Genomic DNA, 16211 nt, shown 5'->3' on the forward strand with positions numbered 1-16211 from the left:
TCGAACATGCATGGTTCTAAGGCGTCATTCGACTGGCAGGATCCGTTCAACCTGGATGCGCAGTTGACCGAAGAAGAGCGCATGGTGCGGCGCACGGCCCAAGGCTACGCCGAAGACCGGCTGGCCCCGCGCGTCCAGGAGGCCTTCCGCCACGAGAAGACCGACCCGTCGATCTTCGCCGAAATGGGTGAGCTTGGCCTGCTGGGTCCGATGGTGTCGGAGGAATACGGTGGCGCCGGCCTCAACTACGTTTCCTATGGCCTGATCGCCCGCGAGGTCGAGCGCATCGACAGCGGCTACCGCTCGATGATGAGCGTGCAGTCTTCGCTCGTCATCGTGCCGATCTATACCTTCGGCAGCGAAGCGCAGAAGCGCAAATACCTGCCGGGACTGATCGCCGGCAGCAAGATCGGCTGCTTCGGCCTGACCGAGCCCGACCACGGATCCGACCCGGGTTCGATGATCTCCAAGGCCGCCAAGGTCGATGGCGGCTATCTGCTGTCGGGTTCCAAGACCTGGATCTCCAATGCGCCGATCGCCGATATCTTCGTCGTCTGGGCGAAGACGTCGGATGGTCTGATCCGCGGCTTCATCCTCGAAAAGGGATGGAAGGGTCTGAGCGCTCCGGCGATCCACGGCAAGGTGGGACTTCGCGCCTCGATCACCGGCCAGATCGTCATGGACGAGGTCTTCGTGCCGGACGAAAACATGCTGCCTGAGGTGACCGGCCTCAAGGGCCCCTTCACCTGCCTCAACTCCGCGCGCTTCGGCATTGCCTGGGGTGCGCTTGGTGCAGCGGAATCCTGCTACGAGACGGCGCGGCAATACGTGATCGACCGCAAGCAGTTCGGCCGGCCGCTCGCCGCCAACCAGCTGATCCAGAAGAAGCTCGCGGACATGGCAACCGAGATCGCCCTTGGCCTGCAGGGCTGCCTGCGCCTCGGACGCATGAAGGATGAAGGCAATCCGCCGGTCGAGCTGACCTCGATCCTCAAGCGCAATTCCTGTGGCAAGGCACTGGAGATCGCCCGAACGGCGCGCGACATGCTCGGCGGCAACGGCATTTCGGACGAATTTCCGGTCGCCCGCCATCTCGTCAACCTCGAAGTGGTCAACACCTATGAGGGCACGCACGACATCCATGCGCTGATCCTTGGCCGTGCCATTACCGGCATCGCCGCCTTTGCCAACTGAGGTCCGGCATCGATGTTCAGGACCAAAAGACCGCTGCGCTTTGGAGACTGCGACCCCTCGGGGATCGCCTATTTCCCGTCCTACCTCAACATTCTCGTCGGGGTGACGGAGGACTTCTTTTCGTCTCTCGGTTTTCCCTGGAAGGCCATGAACGACGAGCGTCGGATCGGCGTGCCGACGGTACGGCTCGATCTCACTTTCTCTCGTCCGGGCTTTCAGGGCGACGAACTGGATTTCGCGCTGGCGGTGCGCGGCATTGGCCGATCGTCGCTCGACGTGGAGCACACGGTCTCCGCGAGAGGCACCGTGCTCTGGACCGCGAAACAGCGGGTCGTTGCCACCTCGCTCGACACTCACGCTTCTTTTGCCTGGCCGGACGATATCCGCGCCGCGCTGACACAACATCTGGAGACCACCGATGCACACCATCCTGCAACCTGAAGGCTGGGCAAAGCCCATCGGCTATTCCAACGGCGTTTCGGCCAAGGGCCGCACCGTCTTCGTCGGGGGCCAGATCGGCTGGAATGCGCAGTCCGAGTTCGAAACCGACGATTTCGTCGAGCAGGTGCGCCAGACCCTGAAGAACGTTGTTGCCGTGCTTGCGGCCGGCGGCGCCGAACCGCAGCACATCACCACCATGACCTGGTACTTCACCGACAAGCAGGAATATGTCGGCAATCTGCGCGGCATCGGCCAGGCCTATCGCGAGACCATCGGCCGGCATTTCCCGGCGATGGCGGCGATGCAGGTGGTGTCGCTCGTCGAGGACCGCGCCAAGATCGAAATCCAGGCCACCGCCGTCGTCCCCGATTGAGGTTTGGCAGCATGGCCGAGATCCGATTTTCCGAGAGTGTGTCCGCCCGACTTCAGGACGGCGTTCTCGTTGCTACCATCGACAACCCGCCTGTCAACGCGCTCTCCGCGCATGTCCGTTCCGGCCTGATGGCGGCACTTGATCATGCAGCCGAACGGCCGGCGATTGCGGGGCTTGTCATCACCGGCGCCGGCAATACCTTCATCGGCGGCGCGGATATCAGGGAGTTCGGCAAGCCGCCGGTCGAACCGGTGCTTCCCGAAGTGATCGAGCGCATCGAGGCCTTCAACAAGCCGGTTGCCTCCGCCGTCAACGGCGCTGCCCTTGGCGGTGGCTGCGAGGTAGCGCTTGCCTGCCACGGCCGCATCGCCGGCGAGAAGGCATCGTTCGGCCTGCCCGAAGTCAAGCTCGGGCTTGTCCCGGGCGCCGGCGGGACGCAGCGTCTGCCGCGCCTGACCGGCATGGTCGCGGCGATCGAACTCATCGGAACCGGGCGTGCCGTCAAGGGCGCCGAAGCTGTGACACTTGGCCTTGCCGACAGCGTTGCCGCCGATCCCGTCGTCGCCGCGCTGGCTTTCATACAGGAACAGGCCGGCAAGCCGCTTCGTCGGACCGGCATGATCGCGGTTCTGCCTGCGGACGGCGAAGCCATCGGCGTGGCGGAAGCGAAGGTTCTGGCGAAGGCCCGCGGCCAGGCGGCCCCCGCCGAGGCAATCCGTCTCGTCAAGGCAGCCGGCGAATTCGACCTCAAACAGGGACTGGCTGAGGAACGCGCGACCTTCTTGAGGCTTCGCGATTCCACGGAGTCCGCTGCCCTCAGGCATGTGTTCTTTGCCGAGCGCGCCGCCGGCAAGGTCGAAGGGCTCGATAAAGTTTCGCCTCGGCCGGTCGTCACCGTCGGCGTGGTCGGCACCGGGTTGATGGGGTCCGGCATCGCCGTCTCCGCCTTGACCTCCGGCTACCGCGTGGTCGCCTTGGAGCAGACGGAGGAAGCCGCAGCCGGTGGACGGGCGCGCATCACCGAGACGCTGGAGAAGACCGTGCGGGCCGGGCGGCTGACCGCTAATGGGCGCGAAGAATGCCTGGTGCGGCTTCAGACGACGGCTGACGCCGCGGAGCTCGCGAAAGCTGACCTCGTCATCGAAGCGGTGTTCGACGACCTCACGGTCAAGACGGAGCTGTTTCAGAAGCTCGACGGCATCGTCGCCCCCGGCGCCATTCTTGCGACCAACACCAGCTATCTCGATCCCGACGCGATCGCGGCGGCCACTGCCGATCCGTCGCGAGTGGTAGGCCTGCATTTCTTCTCGCCCGCCAACGTGATGCGGCTCGTCGAAGTCGTTCAATGCGCGGAGACGGCGCCGGATGTGCTGGCATCGGCACTTGCCTTCGTCAAACGCCTCGGCAAGCTGCCGGTCGTAACCGGCGTCACCGAAGGCTTCATCGGCAACCGCATCTTCTCGGCCTATCGCCGCGAGGCGGAGTTCATGTTGGAGGATGGGGCACTCCCGCAGGAGATCGACGCCGCGCTTGAGGCCTATGGTTTTCCGATGGGCATCTTCGCCGTCAACGACATGGCCGGGCTCGAGATCGCCTGGGCACGACGCAAGCGACAGGCAGCAACCCGCGATCCCGCCACACGCTATGTCGAAATCGCCGACAGGCTCTGCGAGGCCGGCCGTCTCGGCCGCAAGAGTGGCCGCGGCTGGTACGCCTATCCCGATGGGCAGCGGACAGTCGATCCCGACGTCACGGCGGTGATCGAGGCGGCGCGTGCAGCCAAGGGCATCACGCCGCGCGCCTTCGCGACAGGAGAGATCATGACCCGCCTGCTGAGCGCCATGGACGATGAAGGCAGGGCACTCTTGGCAGAAGGCATCGCGGCACGTCCCGGCGACATCGATCTCGTGATGATCAACGGCTACGGATTTCCCGCGCACAAGGGCGGGCCGATGTTCGCCGCCGGGCAAAGCAAAGGATAAATCTCATGGCTGAAGCCTACATCGTCGGCGGCGTGCGCACGCCCATCGGCCGCTACGGCGGTGCGCTGTCGAGTGCCCGCCCAGATGATCTGGCAGCGCATGTGATCCGCGAGGCGCTGGCGCGTGTCGCATCCGTTTCGGCCGAGGCGATCGACGAGGTCGTGCTTGGCTGCGCCAACCAGGCGGGCGAGGACAATCGCAACATCGCCCGCATGGCCGCCTTGCTCGCCGGGCTACCGGAGACGGTCGCCGGAACGACAATCAACCGCCTCTGTGGTTCCGGTCTGGACGCGGTCGGTTATGCCGCCCGAGCGATCCGGCTGGGCGAAGCCGAAATCATGGTTGCCGGCGGCGTCGAAAGCATGTCGCGCGCACCCTTCGTCATGCCGAAGGCGGAAGGCCCGTTCCAGCGCAGCGCCGAGATCCACGACACGACGATCGGGTGGCGCTTCGTCAACCCGGTCATGAAACACCAATACGGCATCGACTCGATGCCGGAGACCGCCGAAAACGTCGCCGCCGAGTTTTCCATCTCGCGCGAAGACCAGGACGGCTTTGCGCTGCGCAGCCAGGCGCGCGCAGCGGCAGCGCAAAAGAGCGGGCGTTTCGCCCGCGAGATCGCCCCCTATGCGATCAAGGGACGCAAGGGTGAAACGACCCTTGTCGAACACGACGAACATCCGCGCGAGACGACGATCGAAAAGCTCGGCAGCCTGCAGACGCCCTTCCGCGCCAATGGCACGGTGACCGCCGGCAATGCTTCCGGCGTCAACGACGGTGCCGCCGCGCTCATTCTCGCCTCGGCCGGCGCAGTCCAGCGTTACGGACTACGGCCCTTGGCGCGGGTCGACGGCATGGCAACGGCGGGTGTCGCACCGCGCATCATGGGCATCGGCCCCGTCTTTTCCACGCGGAAGCTGTTGGAGCGCCTTGGTCTCGGCATCGGCGACATCGATATCGTCGAGTTGAACGAGGCCTTTGCGGCGCAGGCGCTCGCCTGCATGCGGCAGCTCGGCCTTGCCGACGATGCGCCTCATGTCAATCCGAACGGCGGCGCCATCGCGCTTGGCCATCCGCTTGGCATGTCCGGTGCGCGCCTTGCGTTGACCGCCGCATTGGAGCTCGAAGCGCAGGGCGCGAGGCGTGCGATCGCCGCCATGTGCATCGGCGTCGGACAGGGCATCTCCATGCTGCTCGCGCGGCCGTGACGCCTCCATTTCCAACGTCCGCCGGAGATGATCTTCGATCAGATCGAACGCGTGACAGCATCGGGCGGCGGATCCGATGGGTGTGCGCCTGACAAATCACGTCTTGATATTGTCGGCGGAAGCGCCCAACTGATCCGCATCGCGCGCCTTTCGACTTTCCACAGCGGCGCGTCCTCATTCGAAGCGATAGACGTCAATCTCCAAAGGTTCCCCCATGACCCAGTATCCGGATATCCTCCTTCACATCGACGGCACCTGGCGGCCGGCACGCGCGGGCAAGACCATTCCCGTCATCGACCCTGCCACCGAGGAGGCCATCGGCCATGTGGCGTGGGCGGAAATTGCGGATCTGGATGAAGCGCTGAGTGCTGCCCAGAAAGGCTTCCAGGTCTGGCGGTCGACCTCGGCATTCGACCGGGCAAAAGTCATGCGGACGGCAGCCGGTCTGCTGCGCGAGCGCGCCGGCGACATCGCCTGGCTGATGACGCGGGAACAGGGCAAGCCGCTTTCCCAGTCCAAGGGCGAAATATTAAGCGCCGCCGAGATCATCGAATGGTTCGCCGAGGAAGGAAAGCGCGCCTATGGCCAGATCATCCCGCCGCGTGCGCCTGATGTCACCCAGATGACGGTCAAGCTGCCGGTCGGCCCGGTCGCTGCCTTCACACCCTGGAATTTCCCGATCAATCAGGTGGTGCGCAAGCTGTCCGCCGCGCTGACGACCGGCTGCTCGATCATCGTCAAGGCGCCCGAGGAAACGCCGGCCTCGCCGGCCGAACTGATCCGCTGCTTCGTCGATGCCGGCATTCCCGCTGGCGTCGTCAACCTGGTCTACGGCGTGCCGGCGGTCATCTCGGAGTATCTGATCTCCCATCCGGTGATCCGCAAGATGTCCTTCACCGGCTCGACACCGGTCGGCAAGATACTGGCATCCCTCGCCGGCCAGCACATGAAGCGCGCGACGATGGAACTCGGCGGCCATGCCCCGGTCATCGTCACCGAAGACGCCGACATTGAGCAGGCGGTCGCGATAATGTCCGGCAGCAAGTATCGCAATGCCGGGCAGGTGTGCGTGTCGCCGACCCGCTTCCTGGTGCAGGAACGGGTGGCGGACCAGTTCCTCGAAGGCTTCGTTGCCGCATCGAAAAAGATCAAGGTCGGCAATGGCCTGGAAGCCGGCATCGACATGGGACCGCTTGCCAATGAGCGGCGCATCCCGGCGATCGAGAGCCTGGTCGCCGATGCCGTCGAGCATGGCGGCCGGCTGGCAACCGGTGGCCATCGCATCGGCAATCGCGGCTATTTCTTCGAGCCGACGGTTCTTGCCGACGTGCCGCTCAGCGCCCGCATCATGAACGACGAACCCTTCGGCCCCGTTTCCATCATCAACCGCTTCGGCACTTTGGACGACGCGATCAACGAGGCCAACCGCCTGCCGTTCGGACTTGCGGCCTATGCCTTCACCGGTTCGGAAAGAAGCGCCCATCGCCTCGCCACCGAGGTCGAGAGCGGAATGATCTCGATCAACCATCTTGGCCTGGCGCTGCCAGAAGTCCCCTTCGGCGGCATCAAGGATTCCGGCTACGGCACCGAAGGCGGCTCCGAGGCGATCGAAGCCTATCTGGAAACCCGCTTCGTCACGCGCAAGAGCCTGTAATCGTTGCTTCTATGCCTCCCGTTCGCGCCTGATTGCACGGGCGGGAGGCAAGGCCCGCATAGTAGCAACCGCAAATTTACGTCCTCGTTACCAAATATGGCCACCATCCCCGCCAGGCATGATGCCGAGGGAGAGCAATGATGGGCTATGATTGGGATGGCGCGCGTGGCCGCCGCATGAAAATCGCGCGATTTGGCACGGCCGTTGCCCTGGCCGCCCTGCTGGTATCGGTCGCGGCACAGGTCGTGGCCCGGGCGATCTGAACGCGCCCTATCGTTCTCTTCCGCGTCGTCTCCGGAGGGATGTCTGCACATCGGTATGAAGCGGCGACCGGCGAAGCTCCGAAACCCGTTCCTGAGATTGCATTCTTGCGTTGCCCATCGGCCAGCGACCTGGTGATAGCCGGTGTGCCGGGTTTCCAGCGACGATCGAAGCTGATACGTTCCATTTTTGTTCCGAGTCATCTGCCGAAAACGATGGATCAGATCTCCGTGAACCGGAATCCGTGAAGTCTTTCAAAGACATGGACGGGAACAATTCGGAAATCTTGCTGAGAACGCCTGGACACGAATGAGCGCCGCCTATCTCGAAAAACTGAATGACCGCCAGCGCGAGGCGGTGGTGCATGGTGTGGGATTGCCGCATGGCGAGGCCGGTGGCCCTCTGCTGATCATCGCGGGCGCCGGGTCTGGCAAGACGAACACGCTTGCGCATCGGGTCGCGCATCTGATCGTCAACGGCGCGGACCCGCGCCGCATTCTGCTGATGACCTTTTCGCGCCGCGCCGCCGCGGAGATGACGCGCCGGGTCGGGCGTATCTGTCGCCAGGTGCTCGGCGACAACGCCGCGGTCATGACCGACGCGCTTTCCTGGGCCGGCACGTTCCACGGGATCGGCTCGCGGATCCTGAGGATCTATGCCGAACAGATCGGCCTCGGCGCGGATTTTACCATCCATGATCGCGAAGACAGCGCCGACCTCATGAACCTTGTCCGCCACGAACTCGGCTTCTCCAAGATGGAAAGCCGCTTTCCGACCAAAGGCACATGCCTTGCGATCTACTCGCGCGTCGTGAATTCGGAGAGCTCGATCATCGATGTCCTGAAAACCGCGTATCCGTGGGCCGTGAGCTGGGAACAGCAACTGAAGGAACTGTTTGCCGGCTACGTGGAGGCCAAGCAAACGCAGAACGTGCTCGATTACGACGATCTCCTTCTCTACTGGGCCCAGATGGTGTCCGACGCAGAACTGGCCCAGGATATCAGCGGCCGTTTCGATCACATCCTGGTCGACGAGTATCAGGATACGAACCGCCTTCAGTCCTCGATCCTGCTGTCGCTCAAACCCGAGGGCCACGGCCTGACCGTCGTCGGGGACGACGCCCAGTCGATCTATTCTTTCCGGGCCGCGACGGTCCGCAACATCCTCGATTTCCCGAATGCGTTTTCGCCGGAACCCGCCGACGTCATCACGCTCGATCAGAACTATCGCTCGACCCAGCCGATCCTCGCGGCCGCCAACGGCGTCATCGGGCTCGCACGGGAACGGTTCACCAAGAACCTCTGGACCGACAGGCAGTCGGAACAGCGCCCGCAGCTTGTCACCGTCAAGGACGAGGCCGATCAGGCCGCCTACATCGTCGAGCAGGTTCTCGCCAATCGCGAGGTCGGCATAGCGCTGAAGCAGCAGGCCGTGCTGTTTCGCTCCGCCAACCACAGCGGCACGCTCGAAGTCGAGCTCACCCGTCGCAACATTCCCTTCGTGAAGTTTGGCGGTCTCAAGTTCCTCGACAGCGCCCATGTCAAGGATCTGCTGGCAACCTTGCGTTTCGCACAGAACCCGCGTGACCGCGTCGCAGGCTTCCGTCTGCTGCAGATGCTGCCCGGGATCGGCCCGCAGACGGCGGGCAAGATTCTCGACGCGATCGCCGCCGATCCGGAACCGCTCGCAGCGCTGGCGGAAATCCCGGCGCCACCCAAGACCGGAGCGGATTGGGCGAGCTTCGTCGATCTCGTTTCCGCTCTGCGGAAGGTCGACGCAGCATGGCCGGCGGACATCGCGACCGCGCGTGCCTGGTACGAACCGCACCTCGACCGCATTCACGAAGACGCCGAAACGCGCAAGGCCGATCTCGTGCAACTCGAGCAGATTGCCGGCGGCTACCAGAACCGCGAGCGTTTCCTGACCGAACTGACGCTCGATCCGCCCGATGCCACCAGCGATCAGGCAGGCGTGCCCCTGCTCGACGAGGACTATCTGATCCTTTCGACCATCCATTCGGCCAAAGGGCAGGAATGGCGCTCGGTCTTCATGCTCAATGTCGTCGACGGCTGCATCCCATCCGACCTCGGCGTCGGCACGACCGCCGAACTCGAAGAGGAGCGGCGGCTGCTCTATGTCGGCATGACGCGGGCGCGCGATCATCTCCAATTGGTGCTGCCGCAGAGGTTCTTCACCTACGGTCAGAACAGCCAGGGCGACCGGCACGTCTACGCCTCGCGGACCCGCTTCATTCCGGCGACGCTGCTGCAGTTTTTCGAGACGACGAGCTGGCCGAAGGTCTCGGCGGCCGCCGGCGAGCGTAGCGCCAAACAGATCCGCATCGACGTCGGTGCCCGGATGCGTTCCATGTGGAAATGAGGGTGGGGTTGGCGCGAGCGGTGCTCCAGCCCTGAACCGCCGGGCGCCTAGCCGAAATTGCGCTTGTACGTCGCCGCAATCAGCGTCTCGGCCGCGGACGCTGCCGCCTCGCCGTCGCGAGCTTCGATCGCTGACAGGATCGCCTCATGCTGCGCCAGAGACTGGCCGAACCCGCCCGAAGCCGCCATGGTCTTCGGGATGCTAATCGACAGCGCTGCCCGAATGACGGATGCGACGGGCAGCAGAAAGCGGTTGTGCGCCGCCTGGAAGATCTGCAGGTGGAAGGCGATATCGGCCTCGATCGCCTCTTCGACACGCACGCCCCCCTCTGCCATGCGCAGGAATGCGGCGCGTATGTCGGCAAGTTCGGCAGCGGAGCCGCGCTTTGCCGCAAGCCGTGCGGCAAGCGGCTCGATCGAAAGGCGGATTTCGAACAACTCTTCAGCGAGCGCCTCCTGGTCCTCGGCGTCGCCCTGCCAGGAAAGCACGACGGGATCCAGCGTGTTCCAGTGCTCCGCGGCGCGCACCCGGGTTCCGAGGCGGGGCTTCGCTTCGATGAAGCCCTTGGTCGAAAGGATCTTCAGCGCTTCGCGCAGCGTCGTGCGGCTGACGCCGAGCGTCGCCAGCATGTCGGCTTCCTTCGGCAGGGTATCGCCGACCTTCAGCTCGCCGAGCGTGATGCGGCGGCCGATATCGCCCGCAATACGGGCCGGCAGGCCGCGATCCTCCCGAGCGATTGCCTTCATGCCCGCACTCTCCGTTGCATCTCCGCCCCGTTCATAGCCGGTCGCCCCAGTCAGGAAAAGCCACCCATCGCAGCGGCGTAGCGGCGCGTCATCTCGATGCCAATTGCGGTCGGTCGCATGGCCGGCGCACGGTCGTGGATGGCTATGCCCGCCCGCTCGCCGAAAAGGCGCTTGCCGTAACAAAGCAGTGTCTCGATGCCTTGCATGGTAAAGACCACACCGGGCAGCATCTGCCGATAAGCCTCTTCCGCGTGCTCGTCCCAACCGTCTGAAAAGAACTCATAGGCGCGCACGGCGTAGTCGATCGAGTCAGGCGCGAGGATCAGACCATGGCAACCGATGCGCAGGTTCTCGAGCAGCTCAAGGCCCGCACGGCCATTGAACACCGGCAGCCGGCCCTCGGTAACCTCGATGAGATGCGCTATGTCGACGACGGGCCCCTCGCCCTTCACCAGCCGGATATTTGAATGCTGGCGTACAAGCTCGCGGATATCGGCGGCCGTCAGCCCGCGGCCCATCAAGGCCGGGGCATTCTGGATGGCAAGCGGCAGATCGGTCTGATCGGCGACGCGGCCGAAGAAGCGCATGTATTCGGCGGCCGAGAGCTGGCCGACCATCGGCGGCTGGAGGATCAGCCAGTCGGCGCCGGCCCGTGCCGCATGCCGCGCCTGGCGCACCTGCTCCTCGACCGACGAGCCAAAGATCGTCAGCGCGACCGGTACACGGCCGCCCGTGTCCTCGACCAGCCACTCCATGATCGCCATGCGTTCGGCCTCGTCGAGCTTTGAGGCCTCGGTTGCCAAGCCAAGCCCGGCCATGCCGTGCACGCCGCTTTCCAGGCAGATTTCCGTCTGGCGTCGCATGGCGGCACGGTCGAGCTTTTCGTCTGCGTCGAACAACGCGTAGAGGATAGCGTGGATGCCGTGAAGGTTTTCGATGCGGAAGTCGTCCACCGTTGCCTCCTCAGTGGCTTTCGCGCGGAACCGCGTGGCCGCGGCCGCCGACAAGGAAATCGAGATCCGCTCCGGTGTCGGCCTGCATCACGCGCTCGACATAGAGGCCCTGGTAGCCACCTGTCATTTCCGGGATCGGTGCGGTCCAGGCGGCTTTTCGGCGCGCCAGTTCCTCTTCGCTCACGTCGAGATGGAGGCGGCGGCCGACAACGTCGAGTTCGATCCAGTCGCCGTCTCGCACCAGCGCCAGCGGGCCGCCGACAGCGGCTTCCGGCGCCGTATGGAGAACGACAGTGCCAAAGGCGGTGCCCGACATCCGGGCATCCGAAATCCTGACCATGTCGCGCACACCGTTTTTCAGCAGCTTCTGAGGGAGAGCCATGTTGCCGACCTCCGCCATGCCCGGATATCCCTTCGGGCCGCAGTTCTTCAGCACCATGATCGAGGTCTCGTCGATATTAAGATCCGGGTCATCGATACGCGCCTTGTAATGATCGATGGTTTCGAACACGACAGCGCGACCACGGTGCTGCATCAGCGCCGGTGTCGCCGCGGAAGGCTTGATGATCGCGCCATCAGGCGCAAGGTTGCCGCGCAATACGGCAATCCCGCCGCTTGCGGTGAGAGCCCGATCGAGCGGCAGGATGACATCGTCGTCGTAGTTCTCGACGCTTTCGATGTTGGCGCCGACGTTCTGTCCCGTCACCGTCAACGCGCCGAGGTCCAGGAGGTCAGCGATCTCCTTCATGACGGCAGGCAGCCCGCCGGCATAATGGAAATCTTCCATCAAATAGCGACCCGAAGGCATGAGGTTGAGGATGGTCGGGACGTCGCGACCGAGCCGATCCCAGTCGTCAAGCGAGAGTGCCGTACCGATCCGGCCGGCAATCGCCAGGAGGTGCACCACCGCATTGGTGGAACCGCCGATCGCGCCATTGACGCGGATGGCGTTAGCGAAGGCCTCACGGGTCAGGATCTTCGACAGGCGCAGATCCTCTGCCACCATCTCGACGATCCGCCGCCCGGTCAGCCGCGCCAGCCGGGCGCGGCCGGCGTCAACCGCCGGACAGGCCGCATTGCCGGGCAGCGCAAGCCCGAGCGCCTCAACCATGGACGCCATGGTTGAGGCGGTGCCCATCGTCATGCAGTGCCCCGGCGAGCGCGACATGGCGCTTTCGGCGGCCATGAAATCCTGTTGCGACATGACACCTGCACGCACGTCTTCGGAAAACTTCCACACGTCCGTCCCCGAACCGATCGTCCTGCCCTTGAAACGGCCGTTCAACATCGGCCCGCCGGAAATGACGATCGAAGGAAGATCACAGGACGCGGCCCCCATCACCAGTGACGGCGTGGTCTTGTCGCAGCCTGCCATCAGCACGACGCCGTCGATCGGGTTGCCGCGGATCGCCTCCTCGACATCCATCGAGGCGAGGTTACGGAACAACATGGCGGTCGGCCGCAGGTTGGACTCGCCGCAGGAAAACACCGGAAACTCCAGCGGCAGCCCACCTGCCTCGAGCACGCCCGCCTTGATGTGCTCGACCAGCCCTCGGAAATGCGCGTTGCAGGGCGTCAACTCCGAGAAGGTGTTGCAGATACCGATCACCGGCCGCCCGTCGAAGACATCGTCGGGCAATCCGTTGTTCTTCATCCAGCTGCGATGAATGAACGCGTCCTTGTCCAGCCCGCCGAACCAATGCTGCGATCGCAATTTTCTGGTCATGTGCCCTCCGATGCCCCGCCAGGTCTCCCGTGATCCTGACTTTGTATTTCTCATATAATCGGAGTTATTTTTTGGTCAAGCATTTCTGCGGCTACGGAGATCGGCAATCAGGCATTGGGGTCCGTGTGCGAACCATCGCGAACTGACGCTGAGCGTGGCAGGTAGAAGTGAGCGCTCAGCAGAGGACGCGGTAGACGGCCACGTCTGCGGGAGAGGACTGTCGCCCGCTCGTCTGACTGTCTTCATCTCATGATGGCAAAGACCGGTGAAGACAGGTGATCTACCGAGACGTCGCGGTCGTGGCCGATGTCGGCTCGCTCACGGCACGGTTTCTTCCGCGAGCTACATTCGGCAAAATCTCAATGCCCGAAGGGTTCGGGCGCCAACCAGCCGCGGACGCCGGCGACTGGAGGATGGAACGTGCCGTAGCAACCGGCGCCGGCCGCTCGCTGGCACCCGCCTCTGTGGATAGACTTGTTGCGGACCGAAGTCTCAGGGATGATGCAGCACGCTCATCCCGCCATCGACTGTCAGGCAGGTGGCATTCATGAACGGGCATTCGTCCGAGATCATGAAGAGCGCAGCCTTGGCTATTTCCTCTGGGCTGGCAATGCGGCCGCCGGGATGAAGCTTCATCGTGTCCGCCTCGGCGGCGACCGGATCGGGGAACGAATTCCAGTATTCCACGGCCTTCTGCGTGCGGACATAGCCCGGCGCCAGCGCATTCACACGCACGCCCTGCCCGGCATATTCGAGCCCCAGCGCCTTGGTCATGCCGAGAAGCGCATGTTTGGCGACGGGATAGGGGAAGGTGTGCGGGATGATGGTGAAGGCGTGGGTCGAGGCGATATTGAGGATTACGCCGCCTCCTGCCTCGATCATGCCCGGCAGCACAGCCTTGCTGCAATTCCACGCGCCCTTGAGATTGATGTCGAAGCAGCGCTGCCAATCGGTATCCGAGAGTTTCAACGGCTCGAAGAAGACATTGACGCCGGCATTGTTGACGAGCGCATTCGGCTGGCCGATCTCGCGGGCAGCGGCAGAAATGGCCTCTTCGATGGCATCGGCATCGGTGATATCGGCCGTGGTATAGCCGACCGTTCCGCCCGACGCACGCAGGCGCTCGGCTTCGCTCGCCAACAGGTCGCCGTCACGGTCGATGAGGAAGAGGCTCGCCCCCTCGCCAAGGAAGGTTTCGGCGATCGCAAGGCCGATGCCCTGTGCGGCGCCGGTGACAACGACGCGTTTTCCGTCAAGGCGACCCGCCATATCCGCGCTCCCTACCACTCGGCGACGCTGCCGTCGGCGTGGCGCCAGACCGGGTTGCGCCAGCGATGGCCTTCCTTCGCCCGTTCGATCACATATTGCTCATCCACCTCGATGCCGAGACCCGGTCCTTGCGGGATCGAGACAAAGCCATCCGCGTAGTGGAAGACTTCCTTGTTGGAGACGTAGTCGAGAATATCGTTACCGGTATTGTAGTGGATGCCGAGGCTCTGTTCCTGGATGAAGGCGTTGTAGCTGACGGCATCGACCTGAAGGCAGGCGGCAAGCGCGATCGGCCCCAGCGGGCAATGCGGTGCCAGCGCCACGTCGTAGGCTTCCGCCATCGCAGCAATCTTGCGGCACTCGGTGATGCCACCGGCATGCGAGAGGTCGGGCTGCAGGATATCGACATAACCGTCGGCCAGCACCGACTTGAAGTCCCAGCGCGAATAGAGCCGCTCACCGAGCGCGATCGGCGTCGAGCAATGGTTGGCGATTTCCTTCAGCGCCTCGCGGTTTTCCGAAAGCACCGGCTCTTCGATGAACATCAGGTTGAAGGGCTGCAGCTCCTTCGCCAGAACCTTGGCCATCGGCCGGTGAACGCGGCCGTGGAAATCGACGCCGATGCCGATATGCGGGCCGATCGCCTCGCGGATCGTCGCGATGGTTTCGACCGCCTTCTCCACCTTTTCCCAGGTGTCGACGATCTGCATTTCCTCGCAACCATTGAGCTTGATCGCCTTGAAGCCGCGGGCAACCACGTCGCGCGCATTGTTGGCGACGTCGGACGGGCGGTCGCCGCCGATCCAGGAATAGACCTTGATACGGTCACGCACCTGGCCGCCGAGCAGCGCATGCACCGGCTGGCCGTATGCCTTGCCCTTGATGTCCCAAAGCGCCTGGTCGATGCCGGCAATCGCCGACATGTGGACCGCGCCGCCGCGGTAGAAGCCGCCGCGATACATGACCTGCCAGTGGTCCTCGATCAGCAGCGGATCCTTGCCGATGAGATAGTCCGAGAGTTCGTTGACGGCAGCCTCGACCGTCAGGGCACGCCCTTCGACAACCGGCTCACCCCAGCCGACGATGCCCTCGTCGGTTTCGATCTTCAGAAACAGCCAGCGCGGCGGAACGATGTAGGTGGTGAGCTTGGTTATCTTCATGGTGCGATATCCGCTGGGTGAAACAAGGCGGCGAAGGCCGCCCGGGAAAGGGTTTCAGCGCGCCGACGGGGCGGGCCGGTGACGTTCGACGGCAAGCTTGAGGTCGCGTGCTGCCAGATCCAGCATGCGCGTGGAACAGTCGCGCGCCCGGCCCTTGTCGCGCAGGCGCAGCGCCTCGACCAGTTCGCCATGAATGTCGATTGCTTCGTCACGGCGCTCGGCGACTTCGTTAGAGGCGTGCAGCGAGAACTTCAGCGCCGCCTGGATGATGCCGACGAGCTGCAGGAACACCTGGTTGTGGCTGGCCTTGAGCAGGCATGTATGAAAGGCGACGTCGGCATCGGTGAAGCCGACGACATCGCGTTCACCGTCACGCATCGCCTGCCAGGCGCGCTCGAGGTCGGCGATTTCCTGGACGGTGGCGCGCTCGGCCGCAAATTCAGCCGCCGCCGGCTCGATCGCCCGACGCGCCTCCAGAACGCAGTTCAAGAGGTCGAATTCGAAGATGCGCTCGCCGATCCATTCGAGCACCTGGGAATCGAGGATGTTCCACTCGTCCTTGTTGCAGACGATCGTGCCCACCCGAGAGCGGCCGCGAACCATGCCCTTCGATTCAAGGACTTTCAGTGTTTCGCGGATGACGGTCCGGCTGACGCCATAGCGCTCGCACAGGTCGTTTTCGCGCGGCAGAAAGGAGCCGACCGGAAAGACGTCGGTGCAGATATCCGAGGCGATGGCGCGCGTCACATTCTTCTGAACGCGAGGGCGACGCTGGCCGCGCTCCTCCACGCCGTTGCTGTAGTCCTGCTCTTCCACCGCCGTTTTCCTCCCGCTTCCGTCTCCCTGTCGCTCCATAGCGCAGACG

Annotated in this window: 14 protein-coding genes; 8 read left to right on the plus strand and 6 right to left on the minus strand. The window is 64.0% G+C overall.

What is annotated here, in order from left to right; translation table 11 throughout:
* Positions 1-6: 6 nt before the first annotated feature.
* From AB4Z53_RS11280 to AB4Z53_RS11315, 8 genes are all read left to right on the plus strand, one after another.
* Positions 7-1194 carry an acyl-CoA dehydrogenase gene (locus tag AB4Z53_RS11280; RefSeq protein WP_441595875.1) on the plus strand — a complete coding sequence of 396 codons (1188 nt, stop codon included), beginning with the start codon at positions 7-9 and terminating at the stop codon, positions 1192-1194.
* 12 nt (positions 1195-1206) lie between these two features.
* Positions 1207-1635 carry an acyl-CoA thioesterase gene (locus AB4Z53_RS11285; RefSeq protein ID WP_441595876.1) on the plus strand — a complete coding sequence of 143 codons (429 nt, stop codon included), beginning with the start codon at positions 1207-1209 and terminating at the stop codon, positions 1633-1635.
* Positions 1613-2008, plus strand: a complete 396-nt coding sequence (locus AB4Z53_RS11290; protein WP_043612409.1) for a RidA family protein — start codon at positions 1613-1615, stop codon at positions 2006-2008. The genes AB4Z53_RS11285 and AB4Z53_RS11290 overlap by 23 nt, the downstream gene beginning before the upstream one ends.
* An 11-nt stretch (positions 2009-2019) precedes the next feature.
* The gene (locus AB4Z53_RS11295) at positions 2020-3990 is read left to right on the plus strand and encodes a 3-hydroxyacyl-CoA dehydrogenase NAD-binding domain-containing protein (protein WP_441595877.1); all 1971 of its coding nucleotides are present in this window, start codon (positions 2020-2022) and stop codon (positions 3988-3990) included.
* 5 nt (positions 3991-3995) lie between these two features.
* Entirely contained in the window at positions 3996-5198 is a 1203-nt protein-coding gene (pcaF, locus tag AB4Z53_RS11300) for a 3-oxoadipyl-CoA thiolase (RefSeq protein WP_441595878.1), read from the plus strand.
* A 214-nt stretch (positions 5199-5412) separates the two neighbouring features.
* Entirely contained in the window at positions 5413-6852 is a 1440-nt protein-coding gene (locus tag AB4Z53_RS11305; RefSeq protein ID WP_291148868.1) for an NAD-dependent succinate-semialdehyde dehydrogenase, read from the plus strand.
* A gap of 140 nt (positions 6853-6992) precedes the next feature.
* Positions 6993-7115, plus strand: a complete 123-nt coding sequence (locus AB4Z53_RS11310; RefSeq protein WP_291148867.1) for a hypothetical protein — start codon at positions 6993-6995, stop codon at positions 7113-7115.
* A gap of 307 nt (positions 7116-7422) precedes the next feature.
* Positions 7423-9492 carry an ATP-dependent helicase gene (locus AB4Z53_RS11315; protein ID WP_441595879.1) on the plus strand — a complete coding sequence of 690 codons (2070 nt, stop codon included), beginning with the start codon at positions 7423-7425 and terminating at the stop codon, positions 9490-9492.
* Positions 9493-9539: 47 nt separating this feature from the next.
* On the opposite strand, the gene AB4Z53_RS11320 is transcribed toward AB4Z53_RS11315, so the two are convergent.
* From AB4Z53_RS11320 to AB4Z53_RS11345, 6 genes are all read right to left on the minus strand, one after another.
* Positions 9540-10238 (minus strand): FadR/GntR family transcriptional regulator, encoded by a 699-nt coding sequence (locus AB4Z53_RS11320; protein WP_441595880.1) that lies wholly within the window; start codon positions 10236-10238, stop codon positions 9540-9542.
* A 50-nt stretch (positions 10239-10288) separates the two neighbouring features.
* Entirely contained in the window at positions 10289-11191 is a 903-nt protein-coding gene (locus AB4Z53_RS11325; RefSeq protein ID WP_441595881.1) for a dihydrodipicolinate synthase family protein, read from the minus strand.
* Positions 11192-11201: 10 nt separating this feature from the next.
* On the minus strand, positions 11202-12917 hold the full coding sequence (gene araD / locus AB4Z53_RS11330) for an L-arabinonate dehydratase (protein WP_441595882.1): 1716 nt from the start codon (positions 12915-12917) through the stop codon (positions 11202-11204).
* A gap of 492 nt (positions 12918-13409) precedes the next feature.
* Positions 13410-14186, minus strand: a complete 777-nt coding sequence (locus AB4Z53_RS11335) for an SDR family oxidoreductase (protein WP_441595883.1) — start codon at positions 14184-14186, stop codon at positions 13410-13412.
* 11 nt (positions 14187-14197) lie between these two features.
* Complete coding sequence (gene dgoD / locus AB4Z53_RS11340) at positions 14198-15346, minus strand: galactonate dehydratase (protein ID WP_223727939.1); 1149 nt, start codon at positions 15344-15346, stop codon at positions 14198-14200.
* A 54-nt stretch (positions 15347-15400) separates the two neighbouring features.
* Entirely contained in the window at positions 15401-16162 is a 762-nt protein-coding gene (locus tag AB4Z53_RS11345; protein ID WP_441595884.1) for a FadR/GntR family transcriptional regulator, read from the minus strand.
* Positions 16163-16211: the final 49 nt, after the last annotated feature.

It is taken from the genome of Ensifer sp. 2TAB8 (genome assembly GCF_052115125.1).
Taxonomy (GTDB): domain Bacteria; phylum Pseudomonadota; class Alphaproteobacteria; order Rhizobiales; family Rhizobiaceae; genus Ensifer.